The following is an 18,898-nucleotide window of genomic DNA, read 5'->3' as shown; positions in this document are numbered from 1 at the left end:
CACAAAACGTAGCTTTTCATCCATCTTCGTACTTTCATTCCACGGCATAGAGTGGTCCCTCCTATGCCAAAAACTGTAAAGTATGTGTCCGGTATAAAGTGTTAACTATGTGTCGAGTCGTACACAAAAGCCCCTTGAGAAATCTTGGGGCTTTTCTTTAGCATGAATGACTACTACAGACCGACTTGAAACTTTGAGATCGATTACTGCAAATAGCCTCTTCTTAACTCAAGGTAAGCCTTCATCCCATGATAAAAAACCTGCCGAAGCAGGTTTGATATCAATCCAATTCAAACAGATTCCTCATTGCAAAACTATTCTCCGAGAATCATACTTAAACAGGATTTAAGTTAGCCAACGCTATCATCTGCCAACCCTTCGATGTTTTACCCCAAACACTTAAACGGGTAGAAGATTTAGTAGAAAGACGCTCGCCATCAATAGTCTCCTCAATAGAAATCCAACATGTAACAACAAGATGGCTATCTGCTTTGGTCACTTTAAAATCATGCAGAGTATATGTGCCCAGGTCAATACCTTTTAAAAGGTCTAATTCAGCAACATGGTCTCTTGCTCCATCAGAGTGAGCTGATTGAAAGCTAGGAGAAATCATGGCTTCAACTGCCGACCAATTTTTGCCAGCTATTGCACTTAAAAACTGGCGATAAAGATTTTCACCTTCTAAATTCAGATCTATTTCTGACATGGCATTCCCTTACATAAAAAAATGTTACATCATTTTTACAGCTATTGCTCTCATATTAGAACAAATTGAAGCTCTCATTTATATGGACTAAGAGAGTGCCCAACTACTCCTAAAACGCATAACCCAAACCAATTAACATTTGATAGGTATTGAGGCTAGCAAAGCTAGCAGTCACAGTTCGAGTACTCGTAGTAGTCACACCGCGAGACGTATCTGTTGCATTAGTAGAGGAAAATGTATAGGAAGGCGAGTTATAGCCCATATAGTTTCCTTCAACAAAACCATACAAGCCATTCGAGATGACTTGTCTATAACCAAGTCCCAATAGGTAACCTCCTTGATTAGAGGACTGGTTTCCACCTGTTGCAGGATAAGTATTTGATACACCATTTGTTGTTCTTGTTGCAGAAGTAGCTCGGTTATATTGAGCAGTTACTTGGCTATAGCCTGCTTTGACATATACCAATTTGTCTTTATCAATCGCATACCCTGGAGTAATAAATAAATTAAAACGATTTGATAACTGCATATTTCCGCCATTAAAAGTCAGGCTTTCACCGGGGGCGATAGAAGTACTGCCCGCAGCGTTAGCGACGGTTACTGGAATCGAGGAGCTGGTTTGCTTTAATGCTGAATAATCTGCGCCTAAACCGATTAACCATTTATCGTTGGCTTGCCAGTAGTAACCAATCCCAAGAATTAATGGTGCACCGCCAAAAGTTTGACTAGGTCCCGTATTGTTAGTGTTAGATTTTGCATACGGGGTTACAGTTGCTGTATCACTTTGACTACCTAACTGATTGCTTTCATAACCAGTCGAGAGCTGTCCATAAAAACCAGCAAACGCATTTTGAGCTTGGGCATCTACTGTCATCAAACTTGCCGCTGTACATCCAGCTAATACCGCAAAAGAATTACGCCATTTCATGAATTAATCTCCAAGGAAATTGATTTAAAAACACCTTGCGATATTAAAACTCTCTTCTTCTATTTTTTGCTCTTTTATTAAAGGCATTGAAAGCCCATATTCACTAGGTCCGGAGGGCAGAGTCAGAGACTGCTCGGTTTTACCTTAAAACAAATTATCTGGCGTGAAATATTCTCTCTCAGCTTGACTCAAGAATTTTCATCCTGAAATTGCGAGGATAGTCAGACATAAGCACCATCCTTGAACTAATCAGGATGGAGATCTTCATCATGTCATATTGCAGTGGCTTGGATAATGTTAGACTTTGCGCGATGAAGTATTGACTTGCATATGATCTTAGCAGTCAGCCTTTCAAGAAAACTAGGCACTTGTTTTATTTTCAATCTCAGGGAGCTGCACAATGTCTCAAGGCATAGATAAAAAAACGGTTGCTGCAGGTGCAATTGGAAATGTTCTTGAGTGGTATGACTTTGCCGTTTATGGTTATTTTGCAACCTCAATCGGGAGAGTCTTCTTCCCAAAAGAAGATCCTATTGCCCAACTTCTTTTTGCCTTTGGAGTTTTTGCAATCGGCTATTTAATGCGCCCCTTAGGCGGAATGCTGATTGGGAATATTGGTGATCGACTTGGCAGAAAGCAGGCTTTATCAGTTTCAGTTGCTGCAATGGCCATTCCTACTTTTATAGTTGGAATTCTGCCTGGGTATGACAGTATTGGACTAGCTGCCCCAATTCTTTTAACACTATGTCGAATGCTGCAAGGATTATCCGTTGGCGGTGAATACACCACTTCGATAGTATTTATGGTTGAAAATGCGCCATCTAATAGGAGAGGCCTAGCGGGAGCTCTTGCTGGCTGTGGAGCGGTATTAGGTATATTGCTTGGCTCAGCCACCGGCACAGCCCTCACAGCGTTAATACCTCCTGAAAGTCTTAGTTCATGGGGCTGGCGAATTCCATTTTTACTTGGATTGGTAATCGGATTTGTGGGCCTATTGCTACGAAGAAATATTGAAGTGAAAAATGAAGTTGTGGTTGAAAAAAAACAACCCATCATAGAAACACTAGAACATTACCGGCCACTAATTGCTCAGCTTGCGGGACTATCCATCTTCAATGCAGTGACATTTTATTTAATTTTTGTTTACTTAGTTAGCTGGTTACAGCTGGAAGATAAGATGCGGCAAGAAGTTTCTCTTGAAATTAATACAATCAGCATGGTTATAGTGATCCCTATCATGATTGCTGCAGGCGCTATATCTGACCGTATTGGTCGAAAGCCTTTATTAATAGGGACTGTCATTGCCGCAATCTTCCTTGCTTACCCACTATTTAATGGAATGTATCTCCAGAGTCAGGCACTTGTCCAGTTGTGCCAACTTGGTTTTGCTTTGCTTATTGGAATATATATTGGCTCTTCTCCTGCTTTTATGGTTGAAACAGCCCCAACACATATTCGCACTACTTCAGTGGCCCTAGGCTACAACTTAACCGTTGGAATAGTTGGTGGACTTACGCCCTTAACTGCTACTTGGCTGGTTCATCAGACACATAGTGCTATTGCGCCCGCATTTATGATTATTGCTGCTGCCCTTATATCATTTACTGCCCTCTTATTCATGAAAGAAACTTACAAACAAAAATTATGATTAGCGGTTGTAGTGAGTCACCTAATCGATATTAGAGGTGGCTGCAAACAAATACATATTGAGTAATTCCGCGTAACTCTGAGTCCGTCAGCGTCTAACTAAACCATTTAATCCGTTAGTCACGAGTTTGAATACGAAGTTTCGACGAAGTCAATCTCGCCCGATCCACCAAGTGTTACCAGGTATCGTTCTGCAGGGCTTAGTCAATTATCCGGGGTCGATTGTTGATTAATGCAACACATCAGATAGCTCTCATGGGTAATATTTTTAGCTGGGAGGCGAAAAAATCAACTTGAGCTTATTTTTAACTCCGGGAGTCTCAATCACTTTATGTATCAACTCACGCCATACTCTAAAGACCACTTCAAAAGGGTTACGTGAATGATTAGGATGAGTTAGTCCATAAATAATTTCTATCCCAGACTCTTCCTTGGCATAGGTGCCAAAAAGACGGTCAAATAAAATCAAAATTCCACCGTAGTTTTTATCCAGATACATCGGATTACTAGCATGATGAACTCGATGTGATGATGGGGTATTGAGAATGCCCTCTAAAAAACCCAATTGACCGATAAGTTTTGTATGGAGCCAGAACTGATACATCAAGTTTATCGATAGCATCGTAAAGACAGCAACCGGAGAAAATCCAATCAGTACCAGTGGTAGAAAGAATACCCAGCTAAAAGATAAAAAAGGCATCCAACCTAAGCGATATGCGGCTGATAAAGTCATTTCATTAGGGGAGTGATGGGTGCTATGAGTAGCCCACATTAAAAAGACTTCATGTGAAGCACGGTGATACCAGTAGTAACAAAACTCCAGACCAATAAACAATGCGAGATATACCCACCAGGCGTTTGGCATAGTGTAAATACGATATTGCCAAACAAAACTAGCCATCAAACCTTGGATTAAGAGGCGATTTACGATCCCAGTTAATTGATGACCAAAACCCACGCCCAATGAAGTAGCACTCTCGCGCCATGGATAAGATTTTTTATACTGTTTTTTATAGTAATAAGACTCAACAAGAATAGCTATTGCAACAAGCGGCAAGAAAAAGATCAGTTGATGGTTAGTGAAAAACTGTTCCATATCAATAATGAAGGGTCTTTTAGTAATTTACTTAATTTTAGTAGAAAAATTAGTAACTTTTAATCCGTTAGTCGCGAGTTTGAATACGAAGTTTCGACGAATTCAATCACGCGCGACCCACTAAGTGTTACTACGCCTCTCTCTGTGAGGCTTAATTATTATCAAAGCTAAATTTGAAAAAGCCTCGTTGTTTGATTAACAGTGAATTTATTATGGCACTGTTATTTTGCCTTCAAGGCTAAATATTCTGTCGGAAGGAATTGGGGCTAGCCTGATATGAAGGATGCCGGCACCTTTCATTCCTTTAAACGAGCCAGTGCCGCTAACCACTTCCCAGAACCCGTTGTCATTCATTTGCGGTATGCCATCTTTACCTGTTAAGTAAATCGTTCTTACCGTCCACTTGATATAGGCTACGTTACCCTCACCCTTGCCGAAGACAAGATAACCGCTAGGATTTCCGTTAAGGCCCGGAGTAACGTCATGTCTGCCATACTCAGTAACCGATGCTCCAGCCAATAAACCACTACCAGTGGATTGACCCTCCCGTTTGACCATCAAAACATAATGGCCAGTGCCGTCATTAATATCCAACATGATTTGTTCTTTAGGCGTCATTACTGCTGAAATACTTAAACTACTTAGATTATCTGCAAGAACTAAATTAGCCTGAAGCAAGATAAATGCCATTAATAATTTAACTAAATTCTTCATAGAAATCCCTTAAATTTTCAACCATTCAGTAGGTGCTAAAAACCAGATCTATTGAATCTTTAACTCACGTTCCACTTCCTCAATCGGAAGATAGCTTTTCGCAGCAACATAACCTGCAATTCCAGCGGGACTTTTAGCTGTAGCATCCAATTTGATTGCGAGCAGCGCATTAGTTACTCGCTTAATTGTTTGTGGCGATACCTTTTCAGTTGCCACAATTGGCCATTCTGGGTAAAGCCGTGTCGATAGGGCAACAGGGAAACTAGCGCCCGGCTGAGAATTAATAATTTTGAAACTGGATAATTTAATTTGCCCTCTTTTTTCCATTCCCTCCAGAACTCCAGTTCTAACAAAACCTACATCTGCTTTGCTATTTAATACATCCATGACCACTAAGTCATGCTTCTCCTTGAAGACTATTCTTTTAGGTATAGGCAGACCTGCTTTTAGCAACTCGAATGCTTGTGACTGGTAACCTCCTAATGATCGAAGATCAGGAGAAGCAATTTGCGTATTAACGATGTCTGGCAGACCCTTGATATCAGTCCGATCAGCTTTGGCAAAAATGACGCCGCCCATCATTGCAGTCGGCTGCCCTTTTTCAAAAACCTCCTGCGTTACCAGCGGGCCAATAAATTTATAGGTTTTTTTAAGTTTGATGTAATGACTTGGATTGGTTAGTAATAAATCCAATTCCTTACGATTAAGCGCATTCTCAATTTCATTCTTATCATAAGATAGTGGTACTAGTTTGACATTGACATCCCCAAGCGATTTATTAAGACGATCAACGATAGGCTGATACCGCTCTACAATTTCTGATTTAGGCAAATAAGCAAGTACGCCTAATGTAAGTGTCTCAGCTGCGCTAGATGTGCCCGCACCCAATAGGGAGGCTGCAATAAGAAAGGGGGTTATAAGCCGAGATGCTCGTAATTTCATTGGTAGTCCTTAACAGTCAAAAGAACGCTTAATGCGTGCGAAGCAAATCCTAACATTCCCTTTTTGTAATTAACGCTCTTTTATTGAATCCATGAGAAGCCCTAATTGATTGGGTTTTAAGGCAATTAAATGATTCGCTCGGTTTTTCTGAAAGATAAGGTCTTAGGCAGAAGTCTGTCACTATTCACGCTTTCAGCCCTTCTTGAAAACTCAGTTAAATTATTAGCTCATGCACAAGTTTCTCTTTCTATATCTTCTTTGTCTCTCATGCCACTCCTTTTCGCAATCTAGAAATACCTCACCTCTAGAAAATAAAAGTGATGCCAATCTTGCCTATGAATTAACTAATCCATTATCAGATTTGCAGATTGTTTCTTTACAGTGGGACCACAATCGAGGGTTAGGAACCAATCAAGCGGGAACAAGTCAAAATCTTCAGATTGGTCCTCGCTTTAAAATTGATGTATCAGAAAATTGGAATGCGATTTCTCGCGTCTACATTAATGGAGATAAGGTCCAAAATGTGAATGGAGTAAATAACGCTGGGATGGGGCCAACCCAGATTGAAACTTTCTTTACACAAAAATCTGACAATAAAACCATTTGGGGAGCTGGACCTTATTTACAAGTGCCAGGTGGCCAAAGTGGCGAGTTTGGAAGTAAGCAATGGGGCGCTGGAATACGAGCTGTATTTCTGACCAAGCCAAAACCATGGACTCTTGGAATAAAAACTTTTCAGTCCTGGAACGTGGGTGGTCCAGCTGGCGCTGGGACTATTAATAGTCCAGGCACCGGCACTACCAACACCTTTTCTGCATGGCCTTTTATGGCCTATGTAACCGAAAATGCATGGGTATATTCATTTGACAGTGAATCTAGCTATAACTACGATGCTCGAAGAACATTTAATCCTGTTAACGCTGGTATTGGTAAGGTCCTTCGCGTTGGAGGTGTTCCCGTTGATATTTCTGTAGGCGCAAGATATGTTGTCAGCGGCTATCCAAGTACATTGCAATATCCCGGTACTCCGAGGGGTTGGGGAGCAAGAGCGCAACTCACCTTCATTATTCAATAAGCACCTTAAGCTGGCCTTTTAATCCGTTGGTCGCGAGTTTGAATACGAAGTTTCGACGAAGTCAATCTCGCCCGACCCACCAGTTATACAAAGGGATCATAGCAATGCGGTCCCTTTTCTTTTGACCAAGTGGAATACTTTGGTGATCGTTAGTGATATTTCAATATCTTATAAGATGTTATGGGTAGGCATGAGAGAAGCTGGGCCGGGACTGACGCATTAGCAGCTGACAATCAAAGTAAATGCCTGAATAGTTCTACTAATAAACACCAGGAATTAATTTTTTGACCCGAGCCTGATAGGCCTTATAGTCTGGGAAACGCTCTACCAACCAAACCTCTTCACGCCTAGCTTTGATATCAAACAATACAAATAAGAAGATTGAATAAACTAATACATAGAGACCAGGGAAGATGAGTATCCAGGCAAGAGCCGCCAAGAGAACACCAAAATAGATTGGATGCCGAACATATTGGTATAAACCAGTCTGAATCAGAACAGCATTATCTTTAGGACAAGGTAAGGGGGTAAGATTTTTACCCAGATTAATAGCGGCAATCACCATAATTACACAAGCTAGCAAACCAACGGCAATACCGCAGGATTGCAGGATGGTGACGAGCGGCTCTGATTGAATGAGAGGGGATCCTTGGGGCCCGAATAAGATCAGGCCAATGAGAATTCCCTGAACCACCACATACCATGCACCTCTCTTGAATATAGATTTATTAGGTGATGAATTCATATGATGGCCTTATGGAGGTAAGTCTATAGTCTATCCCTTAGCAGCTAAAGGCATGAGTAAAGCGCTCCAAGCATCCCTTTATAGTGCGGTTGATAGAAATTGTCATCTAGATCGACCTAAAGGCAAATAAAAAACCACCCGAAGGTGGCTTTGCTGATTCTTGGTAGTGCAGCAGGAAAAATTAACTTCCGTGACCCTTAATATAGGTTTCTAGAAACTTAATCTGGTCTCCTTGAAGCGCCATAATCGTTTTAACCGTATCCCCGACAGAGATAATTCCAACTGCCTTCCCTGCTTCAATTACAGGTAAATGTCTAATATGTTTATGAACCATGATTGCCATACACTCTTCTAATGAATTAGATAGAGTCACAGTCAGAGGATTCGCTGTCATAATTTTTGAGACGGGAACTTGTTTTGGATTCTGATTGGGCAACAATACTTTGATGGCGCAATCCCCTTGAGACACAATCCCCTTTAAATTGCCTTCATCAATAACTAAAATTGCTCTGACTCGATGATCGCGCATCAATATCAATACTTTTTCTACAGAGTCGGATGAACTAACAGAATAGATCGTGTTGTCTTTCTGTGAAATCACTTGCTTTACTGTTGTCATTTTTACCCCTCTATAGATCAATACAATTTTGAGATTATTAGTCTTTTCTATAGTATTTCAATGCTATAGAAAAGATGAAATTACATGTGGTGCAAAGATTAAAATGACTATATCAGGTTGTAGTCATTTATTCCTCACTTTTGTATTTCTGGAGCGATCCCGGCAGACACCCCATTTACTTATATTGATGGGGAGCTTGTAGCCTATACAAGTGCAGCATAGCCCTCCTCCCAAGGTCAGCCCCTCAAAATCTCATCTAAACCGTCAAACCATAGCGCATGAGAAATCAGACTTAATTTGATAGAGTTAAGATAGCATTCAAGCAATGGCTGCGCTGGTAGCCCATTATTCTGCATATGTTGCAGTCAAAAATAACGAAAGTAACGTGATTACAGTTAAACACGAATCAGATGTCTACGAATTTGAAACTCTTGATCAAGCAATGGCTTGGGCAAAAGAGCTAGGTGAGTTTGTGACCATTCAATTTAATGGCACTGAAGTTGTGGGGAAGTTCGGGGCTGATGGCATCTCGGATGGTAGGTTTCCAAATGGCGAGCTTTACACCTGGAAAAAACGCAGAAGGCAGTAAAAAATAAACTGATTGAGCGTTGTTCCCTACTCACCCCTTATTCAAATTTGTAGGCAACTCTTAGAGCTTGTTATGACTGCCGTCACAAAATGCACCCTTAGCACTATGCTTACATCCGCACAGATAAACAGTCTCTGTTTTTTCTGCAGTAATCGCTACTGGCGTAAATGAAGTGGGTTTGTGACTACCATCACAAAATGGTTGATTCTTACTGAGGCCGCAAGAACACCAGTAGTAGGTCTTACCGGCAGTTACTTCTACAGCATATGGTGCTTTTTGTGCAATATGTGGATTCATAATTCTTCCTTTAACGATTAAAAATGAATCTAAGGATATTGAGAGACTCTTCAATTTCCTTCACTTCCTGTTATTCAAAATCGGAACGCCGCTGATGCCATGCTGGGCGTTCCTTAATCTATTTAACCCCCCTCTGTCACTTTTCTACCATTAAGCGGCATTACAGGTCTTGCATTCATTGGGAAAATTTTCTTGAACTGTGCCAATTGGGCGGCTGACATTTCTACTGGGGTTTTGAGGATATAAAAAGTAACGCCCTCATTACAACCTGGGGTAGTTAAAGATCCTGAATAACTGTAGTAAGCCATGGACTTCGGAAGGAGCTTAGAAACATCAAACTTCTGCTTCATTACCACCTTACCAACCTTCGCTGGCATAACCTCAAAAATAGGTTTTAATGCGGCGTTTTCCTTACCCTCTTGGAAGAAAATACCAATCACCGCCAATTTACCTCTTTCGGTATCGCTCTCGCTATCGCCCGGATTAATGTGGACTAAGTGAGCATTAAATGGATAGCTCTTGCCATCAACTGTTTCTTCACCAGGAGCATGCATATGAAATTGCAAAATATTAAAATCATCATCTGACAAACTTGCATAACCGCCATCGGGAAGATCAACCTGAATAGTGTGACCGTTATTGACTACCGTCGCTTTTGATGAATGATAAAAAGTTTTAACTGGGGTGGTCGCTTTTCCAAGGCCTTTAGAAGAAATATCAATCGGCGCTTGTACTTTTCCATTTTTACACATAGCAAATTCGGGACTGAGATCACCCCAGTTAGCGGGACCGATATTTCCTTCGTAACCCCACTTCACCTTACCGTCAGCAATTGCTGATCCAGCCAGAAATATCAGACCACAGGTAATGGCAATTTTCTTAATAATCATCATGTCTCCTTGATAGTAAAAATACTAGATTTAAGGAATCTAACAGATTTTGAAATTATTGCCATAGACCTAGCACTTTTGAAGTGCAGTGCACCATAAATGCCACCGGTGGCTAAAGTCAGCTACAGCTTGAATATCATTTCAACAATGATGAATCGCTGAATCGACCATACAGATTCAGAGTCAAATGGAAAAGGGGTCTTTCAAACTAAGGAAGTGTACTGAGATATCCAGCTACGGCCTTGATATCTTCATAAGATAGATTTTGCTCTTCGTTCATCATCAGTGTGCCGTGAGGTCTTGCAAATTGAATTGTTCGCGGCGCCCAAGTATTGCCGCCCACCTCCATAAATTCTTTTTTTACGGGCTGCTTCCACACATTCAGTTGCTCAATTAAATAATACGTATGCTGACCAGCAATTCTGGGAAAGGTCGCCATGCCCTCCCCTTTGGGGCCATGGCATGAATTGCATTGAATAACGCCTTTTGCAGGAATTCCATTCTCGAAAATTTCTTTTCCTCGCGCAAATGTAGATGGATTACCTGAGACTATGGCAGCAGACTTAGGCACTTGCTTTGAGAAATAATCTGCTAGCTCTTGTATTTGCTTATCTGTTAATGATCCAGCCATGCCCCACATAAACTGCACGGCGTATTTATTACTTCTAGTGCGATCTCGATAGTCTTGCAACTGATTCACAATATATTGTCTTTGCTGTCCGGCAAGATTTGGAACCATAGGTGACTGGGTTTGGCCATTAACACCATGACAAGCGGCACATACTTGAACCGCCAGTACGTTACCTGCAACCTCATAGTCGCCAAGAGTCCTGCTTCTCGTGGGATTTTCGAGGGTGCTTACTGGAGGAATGTTATTGAAGTAGGTGCAGCCACCCAATACCAATATGAACAGAAATCCGCCAACTGAGGCAATCCGTCTGGCGGCTTTACTTAGGCGCAATGGAGTATTCATCACATTGCCACCCATAGATAAAGCCAGCTTGCATTATTCGCACTCGCGTTCGTTCCCAAACCGTTGTAATTGGTAGTGCCACCGTTATATTTTGTGAATGCAGTGTATTGATAAGTAAGTCTTACATTTTGCAAAGGCTGATACCAAATAGAGGGGATCCATGCTGCAGAATTCGGATTTAAAGCAGCCCCCGTTACTGCATTGGTTCCATAGAATGTATCAGCTGTGCCAGTAATATTCTGAAATGCTACTGCCGCCCCATAAGTCGCGTTGTAAACATAACTAATCTTGGTCATAAACGAATTGGTTTTATTGTTTGCATTGCTATACAAAATGCCATTCGGGTCGGAAATAGTTTCTTTGGTATAGCGAGCTTGCGCAGTGACAGTATGCGGGTCTACCAAATATTGATATTGACCATCCACTGCTCTATCTTGATATTGCACGGTACCAGAGCTCAAGGCTGGTGAATTGATAGCCCCGCAACTTGGAACAGATCCTGTATAAGAACCGCTATTGGCAATCGTCGTACAACTTGAATACTGATTAATATTTGCCCCCAAGACTCCCACCATCCAGTTGTGACCAGCACGCTCGTCACTTTGGTAGGCCAATCTAATATAGGGATTAACTCCCTGTAAGTACACCGGGGCATTATTAGGGTTACTGTTAGTAGCTGGATAAGTCATCCAAGAAAGTGCGCCTGAGCCACCTGATTGATACAAGTCAGCCTCAAAATAGAAATTACGATTGATATAGGCATAGACTCCAACCCCTGGGTTGTGCATGGAGTAGGCAGATAGCCTGGTATTAAAGGGTAAGCCATATGTTGAGTAATTTCTGGTGGATCCCATATAGGGATACATCCACATAGGAGAGGAGTTCCATACATCGGTAACACCTGCATAGTTATTTAAAGACGCCCCCCAGATGATATCTTTAACAACATCCGTACCATCACCTACATAACGATCGGCATAGCGCCAGTCTTGAACATCTGCGGCAAACTGATTTTGATTTGGAATGCTTCCATTGCCACTCACTTGCTCATTAAACGCGTAATACCATTGACTGAATGCGCCAAAATTGTCAGTTATTTTTCCGCCAACATTCAGAAATGCGTAATTTGCTTCAAGCTTTCCGCTTTGATTAACTTGGCCAGTGCCATTATTTCCATTAGTACTGGTAGCAGCGCCACCAACAAACTGAACGGAAACTGGAACGTTGGTCCGCTTACCCAATGTGTAACCAGTTAATTTGAAATAACGCCCATAAGGAGTTAATTCAGGGTACTGACCTCCAGCATGACAAGCGACACAGTTTTGCTCTGTCTGCCGAGAAAACAATGGCAGCGCCTCCGCATAATTCAAGCCAATACAATAGAGCAGGACTCCAAATAAGAGTGCAGTAAACGCTCTAAATTTTTTCATGATGGACAATTTAACATTCAGAATATTGAAAAGCTTAGAAAATACGTTCACATTTATGGTCGCGGAGAGCCCATCTTTTGCATGCTTGGATAGTATACAAAAATATCTAGTACTTGTAGCCCACACCAATCAGAGTCTGATAAGTACTTAAGCTTGGGCTATTAGTGACTGTGTAAGTAAGTCCATTCACAGAGGAAAAACTGGGTTTGCCATAGCTCATATAGTTGGCTTCAGCAAAACCATAAAATCCATTTGCAATCATTTGCTTATAACCAAGGCCAAGCACATAACCATTAACTGTAGCACTAGGGCTTGTACTCCATGCGGTGAGCGCAGTTGTACCAGTAGACTTGGTAATCGTAGTGGGATAGGTTTCTTTCATTGAAGCAGAGCTATATCCCGCCTTTAAGTAAACCAACTTCTCTTTATCAATCACGTATCCTGGGGTTATAAAGATATTCACTCGATTTGAGACCTGCAATTGAAAGCCATTAATGGTGGCAGGAACATTATTCACACCACCTGTTGGGCTATATGAACTATAAGTAGAAGTTTGTTGGCTGATAGCTGAATAATCTGCGCCAATGCCCACTAACCACTTAGGAGAGACTGCAAAGTTATAACCCAAACCAATAATGAGTGGTGCGCCACTGGAGCTTTGATTACCTGTTGTCCAAGTATCAGGGACTGCCTGGCTTGTGTTGGAACCTGTACCGCTTAAATTGGAGTAAGTATTATTTTCATAGCCAGTAGCTAATTGACCATAAGTACCCTCAAATGCCGATTGAGCCATAGTAGTTGATGCAATGAGCCCAAAGGAGGCTATTGCCAATAATTGTTTTTTCATTTTGCTGCCTTAATAGATGAGTGAACAAACGTAAAACCAAGAACAATTTGCAAATCCTAGCATCAACTTTTTTACAGGCACCGCTCTTTTATCCGCTCGATTAAAGGCCTATATTTATTAGGTCTAGAGCTTAAAGCAAAATCTTGCTCGGTTTTACCTATAAATCATTCCCACCTAAGCTACCAGGATGCAAAAGCCATTTTCGGATGATTTTTAGAGGATTTGATTAATCATTTTGTCACAAAGCTTCCGCAGAATAAGGTTTCCAACCTAATACTGACATATCTATCATGAAAAATACTCCTGTTATTGAGCGTCGCTCATTCATCAAAACGATGATGGGGGCTCCGATGCTTCCTCTTGGCGGAACTGGTATAGCTGCCTTAATGAGTTCCGAGTCTGTGCTTGCCGCCCAAGCTAATAGTCCGTTTAAGTCGGCTGAATTTACCGCAATGGCTGCGCCATCCTTAATGAATCCTGAGGCCATGGCAACAACCTCCGTTGGATCCTTTTTAGAAATTACAAGCCAAAACAATCTCAAGAAAACTTATCAGCTAGCTTATGAGCCTTTTTTCATGACAGGTGATATGGTTCCAGATGGAAAGGGTGGGAAAGTTTTAGCCGGGGGTTATGTCGATATTCATAACAGACCGATCATGGATTCATCCGTAGCCGGAAAAGAAAGGCAGTTCTTCTCTGATTGTCCAGATGGCATGTCTTTACTAAAGCTAGCGAAACCTAGTGCAAAAGGTGTATCCGGTAACACCGTATTTGCAGTTGTTCAATTTGAATACACCAATAGCAATCAAAACGGTGACAAGATGTATGCGCAACTGCCCTCCCAAATTGCAGTGCTGACATTAAATCAGAACCCAAGGAACGGAAAGCTTTCCTTGGTTAAATACTCTCCCGTCAATACCTCAAATGCCCAAGGGCTATGGATCACTTGTGGATCCAGCCTATCCCCATGGAATACACACTTATCAAGCGAAGAGTATGAGCCGGATGCGCCATTTGCTCATGAGAATGCGAGATTTAAGAGTTTTAGTAAAAATCTCTACGGTAACGAAACTAGCGCCAATCCTTATAACTATGGCCACCTCCCCGAAGTCACTGTGAATGCCGATGGCACTGGAACATTAGTAAAGCACTATTGCCTTGGAAGGATTTCACACGAATTAGTTGAGGTGATGCCCGATAGAAGAACAGTATTAATGGGTGATGATTACACCAATAGCGGTCTGTTTCTTTTTATTGCAGATAAAGAAGCAGATCTCTCCTCTGGCACTTTATACGTTGCAAAGTTAGGTGATGGGTTTTCAATAGACCCTAAAGATGCAGGTGCAAAACTGAGTTGGATCAAGCTAGGTCACGCTACTAGCGATGAAATTAAGAAACTAGCGAATTCTTTAAAGCCGTCTGACATCATGACTGTTTTAAAGAAGGATCCAAACGATCCTTCATTTACCAAGATCTTCTACGATGGAACAGCCAATTGGGTAAAGCTCAATCCTGGCATGGAAAAGGCAGCAGCGTTTCTAGAAACACACCGCTACGCCTATTTGATGGGTGGCAGCATGGGCTTTAGCAAAATGGAAGGCACAACTGCCAATACGAAAGATAAGGTTGCTTACTTTGCTTTGCAAAATATTCAAGACTCCATGATTAAAACTGGCAAAGGTTGGAATGCGCAAAGTAATATTGAGCTATCCAAGCCACTCATTGCAGGTGCAGTGATGACTAGTAAACTAGAGGGCATGCAGAAAGATCAATTCGGCGATACCTTAAATAGCGAATGGATACCCACTTCACTATCAGCCCTATTGGTTGGTGAGGATATCGAGCCAGATAACTTAGGTAATCTAGCCAACCCTAATATGATTTCAAATCCAGATAACTTAAAGTTTTCAGAAAAGCTAAGAACCCTCTTTATTGGCGAAGATAGCAGTACTCATGTGAATAACTTTATTTGGGCTTACAACATTGATACGAAGAAGCTGAGTCGCATCGCTTCCATGCCATCTGGCGCTGAAGCAACTGGACTAGGGATAATCGATGACCTCAATGGCTGGATGTATATCACAGCAAACATTCAACACCCAGGAGACTGGTTAGGGAAACTGCACAATACCGTCAAACCTACCCTTGATCCACTAATCAAGAAGAATTACAAAGATCGCTTTAGCGCGGCAGTCGGCTATATCACTGCCGTTCCTGTTGGAATAAAAATAAGCTAAAGAATTTGTTGTATTCAACTTTTACCACTTGATACAAAAAAAGGGTCATAGCGATATGGCCCTTTTTCTTTTGGATAAGAATGTTTATTCTTTCATTAGCCGAGCAAATGTCCGGTCTTTACAAAGATCGTGCAACCTTCCTTACTGAAAGGTTGGTGCAGACTCATATGCGGACTTCTAATCCATGAACCAGTTGGGTAACGTCCATGCTCATCCTCAAACACACCATCGACTACAAAAATCTCTTCGCCGCCGTAATGCTTGTGGGGGTTGAAATAGGTCTGAGGCGCCCAACGAACTAGGGTTGATCCACTGCCCTGCTGCATGAGTGGCATTACATGAAGACCGGGAACCATTCCTTGATGCCATTGTGCCGTTTTGGTATCAATGACCTCACGTACTACTTGATCTGGGCCAAGATGACGTAACTTCACAAAGAGCGTGCAGCCCGTTTTACTAAAAGGGGCATGTGAAGATCCGGGTGGATTCATGAGGTATGTACCAGCTGGATAGTCACCCGTTTCATCGCTGAATACTCCCTCCAGAACCAAGATCTCTTCACCCAAGTCATGGTTATGTTGCTTAAATTGGGTTCCGGGCGCATAACGAACGATCGATGTTGCTTTTGCTACTTCTTCACCCATGCGCTCAAGCATGCGTCTGTCGACTCCAGATTCAGGACTTGGAGTCCATGGCAAATCCTGGTGATTAATCACTACCCGTTGAGTGTAGTCGGCATTAATGTTCATTTATCATATTTATAGATAGATTAGTCAGACGATGGATGGTAAGAAAGTGGGTGTGAGCATGGCTAGACTCACCATTCACCCAATTACTGAGTCGCTTTTTTCATCCTAAGAATAAATAGTGCGATAAGGCCCAAGAGCATGACATACATGGATATGTAAACGGCCCCTTTGCTGTGTGCATAAGCAAAGCTTGAGTAACTCAAATATGCGCAAGATAAACAAAATAGCAGGGGCGTTAATGGATACAGAGGAATGCTAAATTCTCTCTTCGCTCCATGATGTTTATGACGCAGAATAAAAACCGCCACCCCTATTAAGAATAGAAAGAACCAGAATACTGGGGCTGTAAATTCCACCATGGCATCAAAGCCATCAGCCTGAAAGGCTCCAAAGACTACTAAGGCTAGGCAGATAACTGATTGAACTAAGAGTGCAAAATGCGGAGAGCCACGAGCACCCTGCCAGCGCCCCATAAAGCGCAAACTATCCCAATCTTCCCCCATGGCGTAGTTAGTCCGCGCCCCAACAATCATGGTTGCATTAATACTAGTTAAAGCCGCAATCGCAACAAATAGACCGAGTAATTTTTCACCTAATGGTCCAAAAGCTAAAGCCAAGAGATCGGCGGGCGCCGCCTTACTACTGGCTAATTTATCCATACCTAAGCCGGCAATCAGAGCCCAGTTCACCAGTAGATAAATAATGGTGATCAGCACAATACTCAAAACAATAATCGAGGCTATCGTTCTACTACCCCCTTTTACCTCTGCAGAAATATAAGCAGACTCGTTCCACCCACCAAAGGTCAGCAAAACAAATACCAGAGCTAATCCCAAAAGACCTGTTGAAGGAGTGCTTGAAAAAAGAGGAGCATGTTCCACTGGCGGCAAGGGCTCCCCAATCAAACCAAAACCTACGGCAACAATGACTACCAAGCCCGTTACCTCAAACAGTGTTAATAAGGTTTGAATACTGGCGCTAAAGTGAATGCCAACTAAATTCACTATCGTCAGGACGATGATGATCATGAATGCCCAAATGACGCTGGAGTAAATGCCAAGAGATAACACCTTCGTCATGTAATCACCGAAAACAAACGCAAGTAAGGCGATTGACCCGGTATTAATCACAGCAGCCTTGGCCCACCCATATAAAAATGCAATATTTTTTCCGTAGGCCTGGTTGAGAAAGTGATAATCTCCGCCTGCATGGGGATAGGAGGTAGCCAGCTCTGCATAACAAAGGGCTCCTGCCAAAGAAACAATAGAACCCACAACCCAGATCGCCATCATCCATCCGATATCACCCGTAATACCGGCGACCATGGATGGCGTCTTAAAGATTCCGGCACCGATGACAATACCAACAATAATGGCAACTGCACCAGAACGCGATAAGAGACGCTCAGGAATATTTTGAGCGTGTGTGTTCATTGCTTAATTGAAAAGCGCTTTGCGAGGGATGCTTTAACGCCTAAAACCAGAGAATTCTCTAACCATATAAGTAGAGTTTTCTTCACCTTTGGCTTTAGCATCATCAAATTTTAGGCGAACTGATCGCAAGTTATTGTCGTTATCGGTATAAGAAAAGAGCAAAGTATCGCCCATCAGCTTAGGATTGAGTATGGGCTGAGTCTTTTTACCCAAGGTGATGTTGCCTCCTACGTATTGAAACTTTTGAGACAGATTTAATACAGTAGCGCCTTGTGAGTCGAAGCTATTGAGGACCCATTCTCCAGCTACATTGGCTGGGACCACCCAAAAATATCCCCTAGCAGGAGTATCAATCTCAGCGTCAGGCTGCCAGTCGCCCATATCAAATGCATGAGAGACAACTCGTGTACCGGGCTTCATCTTGAGAATTGTTGGCCTCAGTTGAAAATTGAGCTCGGGTAGTAAATAGAGAGTGACCACTGTTGCCATAGAGAAATCTTCTTTAAAAATATCTCCTTGAATAATTTTGACTCTATTTGCTACGCCTGCTCGTTCAGCATTTCTTTGTCCTAGCGCGGCCATATCCGCGTTGTACTCAATTCCAACAGCTCGAGCACCAAAATCTTTTGCTGCAGCGATGGCAATCTTTCCATCGCCAGCACCTAAGTCATACACAAGATCGGCTGGGCCAACATTGGCAGTTTTGAGCATCTGTGTAACCAGCTCATTACCCGTAGGAATCCAAATGACATCCTTGCCGCTTTGTCCCATATTTGGCCTGTACTTCTCATCGCCAAAATTGTAAGAAGGTTGAGCAATCGCATTGCCAAGCGCCAAAAAGAACAAGAAAAAACTGATTTTTTTAATCATATAAATGAAAGAAGAGTAAGCCCAGAGAGAATATAACCCGAATTGACTATTCATGAATTAAGTCCTCAGAATAGCAATTCAGCCCGCCAATGATTGAAAGGCCAGGCTGAA

The 18,898-nt window shown here is 42.1% G+C and carries 19 protein-coding genes; 4 read left to right on the top strand and 15 right to left on the bottom strand.

Going from position 1 to position 18,898, the window contains the following annotated elements; all coding sequences use genetic code 11:
- Positions 1-334: 334 nt before the first annotated feature.
- Positions 335-706 carry a nuclear transport factor 2 family protein gene (locus tag ICN41_RS09880; protein ID WP_216292757.1) on the bottom strand — a complete coding sequence of 124 codons (372 nt, stop codon included), beginning with the start codon at positions 704-706 and terminating at the stop codon, positions 335-337.
- 109 nt (positions 707-815) lie between these two features.
- Positions 816-1,634 (bottom strand): outer membrane protein, encoded by an 819-nt coding sequence (locus tag ICN41_RS09875; RefSeq protein WP_216292756.1) that lies wholly within the window; start codon positions 1,632-1,634, stop codon positions 816-818.
- Between the two features lie 400 nt (positions 1,635-2,034).
- On the opposite strand from ICN41_RS09875, the gene ICN41_RS09870 reads away from it, so the two are divergent.
- A complete protein-coding gene (locus ICN41_RS09870; RefSeq protein WP_216292755.1) occupies positions 2,035-3,282 on the top strand; it encodes an MFS transporter in 1,248 nt (415 codons plus the stop codon).
- A 267-nt stretch (positions 3,283-3,549) separates the two neighbouring features.
- Here the strand turns inward: ICN41_RS09870 and ICN41_RS09865 are convergent, their stop codons facing one another.
- From ICN41_RS09865 to ICN41_RS09855, 3 genes are all read right to left on the bottom strand, one after another.
- Positions 3,550-4,377 carry a sterol desaturase family protein gene (locus ICN41_RS09865; RefSeq protein WP_216292754.1) on the bottom strand — a complete coding sequence of 276 codons (828 nt, stop codon included), beginning with the start codon at positions 4,375-4,377 and terminating at the stop codon, positions 3,550-3,552.
- Positions 4,378-4,587: 210 nt separating this feature from the next.
- The gene (locus tag ICN41_RS09860; RefSeq protein ID WP_255537970.1) at positions 4,588-5,091 is read right to left on the bottom strand and encodes a hypothetical protein; all 504 of its coding nucleotides are present in this window, start codon (positions 5,089-5,091) and stop codon (positions 4,588-4,590) included.
- A gap of 48 nt (positions 5,092-5,139) precedes the next feature.
- Positions 5,140-6,033 (bottom strand): phosphate/phosphite/phosphonate ABC transporter substrate-binding protein, encoded by an 894-nt coding sequence (locus ICN41_RS09855; protein WP_216292753.1) that lies wholly within the window; start codon positions 6,031-6,033, stop codon positions 5,140-5,142.
- 229 nt (positions 6,034-6,262) lie between these two features.
- Between ICN41_RS09855 and ICN41_RS09850 the strand changes: the two genes are divergently transcribed.
- On the top strand, positions 6,263-7,108 hold the full coding sequence (locus tag ICN41_RS09850; RefSeq protein WP_216292752.1) for a hypothetical protein: 846 nt from the start codon (positions 6,263-6,265) through the stop codon (positions 7,106-7,108).
- 259 nt (positions 7,109-7,367) lie between these two features.
- Here the strand turns inward: ICN41_RS09850 and ICN41_RS09845 are convergent, their stop codons facing one another.
- Positions 7,368-7,853, bottom strand: a complete 486-nt coding sequence (locus tag ICN41_RS09845) for an isoprenylcysteine carboxylmethyltransferase family protein (protein ID WP_216292751.1) — start codon at positions 7,851-7,853, stop codon at positions 7,368-7,370.
- Between the two features lie 181 nt (positions 7,854-8,034).
- Positions 8,035-8,472, bottom strand: coding sequence for a CBS domain-containing protein (locus ICN41_RS09840; RefSeq protein ID WP_216292750.1), 438 nt, complete (start codon positions 8,470-8,472; stop codon positions 8,035-8,037).
- A 325-nt stretch (positions 8,473-8,797) separates the two neighbouring features.
- Between ICN41_RS09840 and ICN41_RS09835 the strand changes: the two genes are divergently transcribed.
- Positions 8,798-9,061, top strand: a complete 264-nt coding sequence (locus tag ICN41_RS09835; protein WP_216292749.1) for a hypothetical protein — start codon at positions 8,798-8,800, stop codon at positions 9,059-9,061.
- Positions 9,062-9,121: 60 nt separating this feature from the next.
- Here the strand turns inward: ICN41_RS09835 and ICN41_RS09830 are convergent, their stop codons facing one another.
- The 5 genes from ICN41_RS09830 to ICN41_RS09810 form a co-directional block, all read right to left on the bottom strand.
- Entirely contained in the window at positions 9,122-9,358 is a 237-nt protein-coding gene (locus ICN41_RS09830) for a CDGSH iron-sulfur domain-containing protein (RefSeq protein WP_216862327.1), read from the bottom strand.
- A 122-nt stretch (positions 9,359-9,480) separates the two neighbouring features.
- Positions 9,481-10,248: a carbonic anhydrase gene (locus tag ICN41_RS09825; protein ID WP_216862326.1), complete on the bottom strand. Its 768-nt coding sequence runs from the start codon at positions 10,246-10,248 to the stop codon at positions 9,481-9,483.
- Between the two features lie 208 nt (positions 10,249-10,456).
- Entirely contained in the window at positions 10,457-11,221 is a 765-nt protein-coding gene (locus ICN41_RS09820; RefSeq protein ID WP_216292748.1) for a cytochrome c, read from the bottom strand.
- Positions 11,221-12,651, bottom strand: a complete 1,431-nt coding sequence (locus tag ICN41_RS09815) for a cytochrome C (protein ID WP_216292747.1) — start codon at positions 12,649-12,651, stop codon at positions 11,221-11,223. Before ICN41_RS09815 ends, ICN41_RS09820 begins: the two co-directional genes overlap by 1 nt.
- Before the next feature lie 106 nt (positions 12,652-12,757).
- Positions 12,758-13,498 carry an outer membrane protein gene (locus ICN41_RS09810; RefSeq protein ID WP_216292746.1) on the bottom strand — a complete coding sequence of 247 codons (741 nt, stop codon included), beginning with the start codon at positions 13,496-13,498 and terminating at the stop codon, positions 12,758-12,760.
- A gap of 290 nt (positions 13,499-13,788) precedes the next feature.
- Between ICN41_RS09810 and ICN41_RS09805 the strand changes: the two genes are divergently transcribed.
- Positions 13,789-15,735 (top strand): PhoX family phosphatase, encoded by a 1,947-nt coding sequence (locus ICN41_RS09805; RefSeq protein ID WP_216292745.1) that lies wholly within the window; start codon positions 13,789-13,791, stop codon positions 15,733-15,735.
- A 95-nt stretch (positions 15,736-15,830) separates the two neighbouring features.
- Here ICN41_RS09805 and ICN41_RS09800 read toward each other — a convergent pair whose 3' ends face one another.
- The 3 genes from ICN41_RS09800 to ICN41_RS09790 form a co-directional block, all read right to left on the bottom strand.
- Positions 15,831-16,484 carry a cupin domain-containing protein gene (locus ICN41_RS09800; RefSeq protein ID WP_216292744.1) on the bottom strand — a complete coding sequence of 218 codons (654 nt, stop codon included), beginning with the start codon at positions 16,482-16,484 and terminating at the stop codon, positions 15,831-15,833.
- Between the two features lie 83 nt (positions 16,485-16,567).
- Positions 16,568-17,917: an APC family permease gene (locus ICN41_RS09795; RefSeq protein WP_216292743.1), complete on the bottom strand. Its 1,350-nt coding sequence runs from the start codon at positions 17,915-17,917 to the stop codon at positions 16,568-16,570.
- A gap of 33 nt (positions 17,918-17,950) precedes the next feature.
- The gene (locus tag ICN41_RS09790) at positions 17,951-18,841 is read right to left on the bottom strand and encodes a class I SAM-dependent methyltransferase (RefSeq protein ID WP_255537969.1); all 891 of its coding nucleotides are present in this window, start codon (positions 18,839-18,841) and stop codon (positions 17,951-17,953) included.
- Between the last annotated feature and the right edge of the window lie 57 nt (positions 18,842-18,898).

The organism is Polynucleobacter sp. 15G-AUS-farblos (assembly GCF_018882445.1).
Taxonomy (GTDB): domain Bacteria; phylum Pseudomonadota; class Gammaproteobacteria; order Burkholderiales; family Burkholderiaceae; genus Polynucleobacter.
Note: the sequence above shows the minus strand (reverse complement) of the source record. Positions and strands in the feature narration are given on the sequence as shown.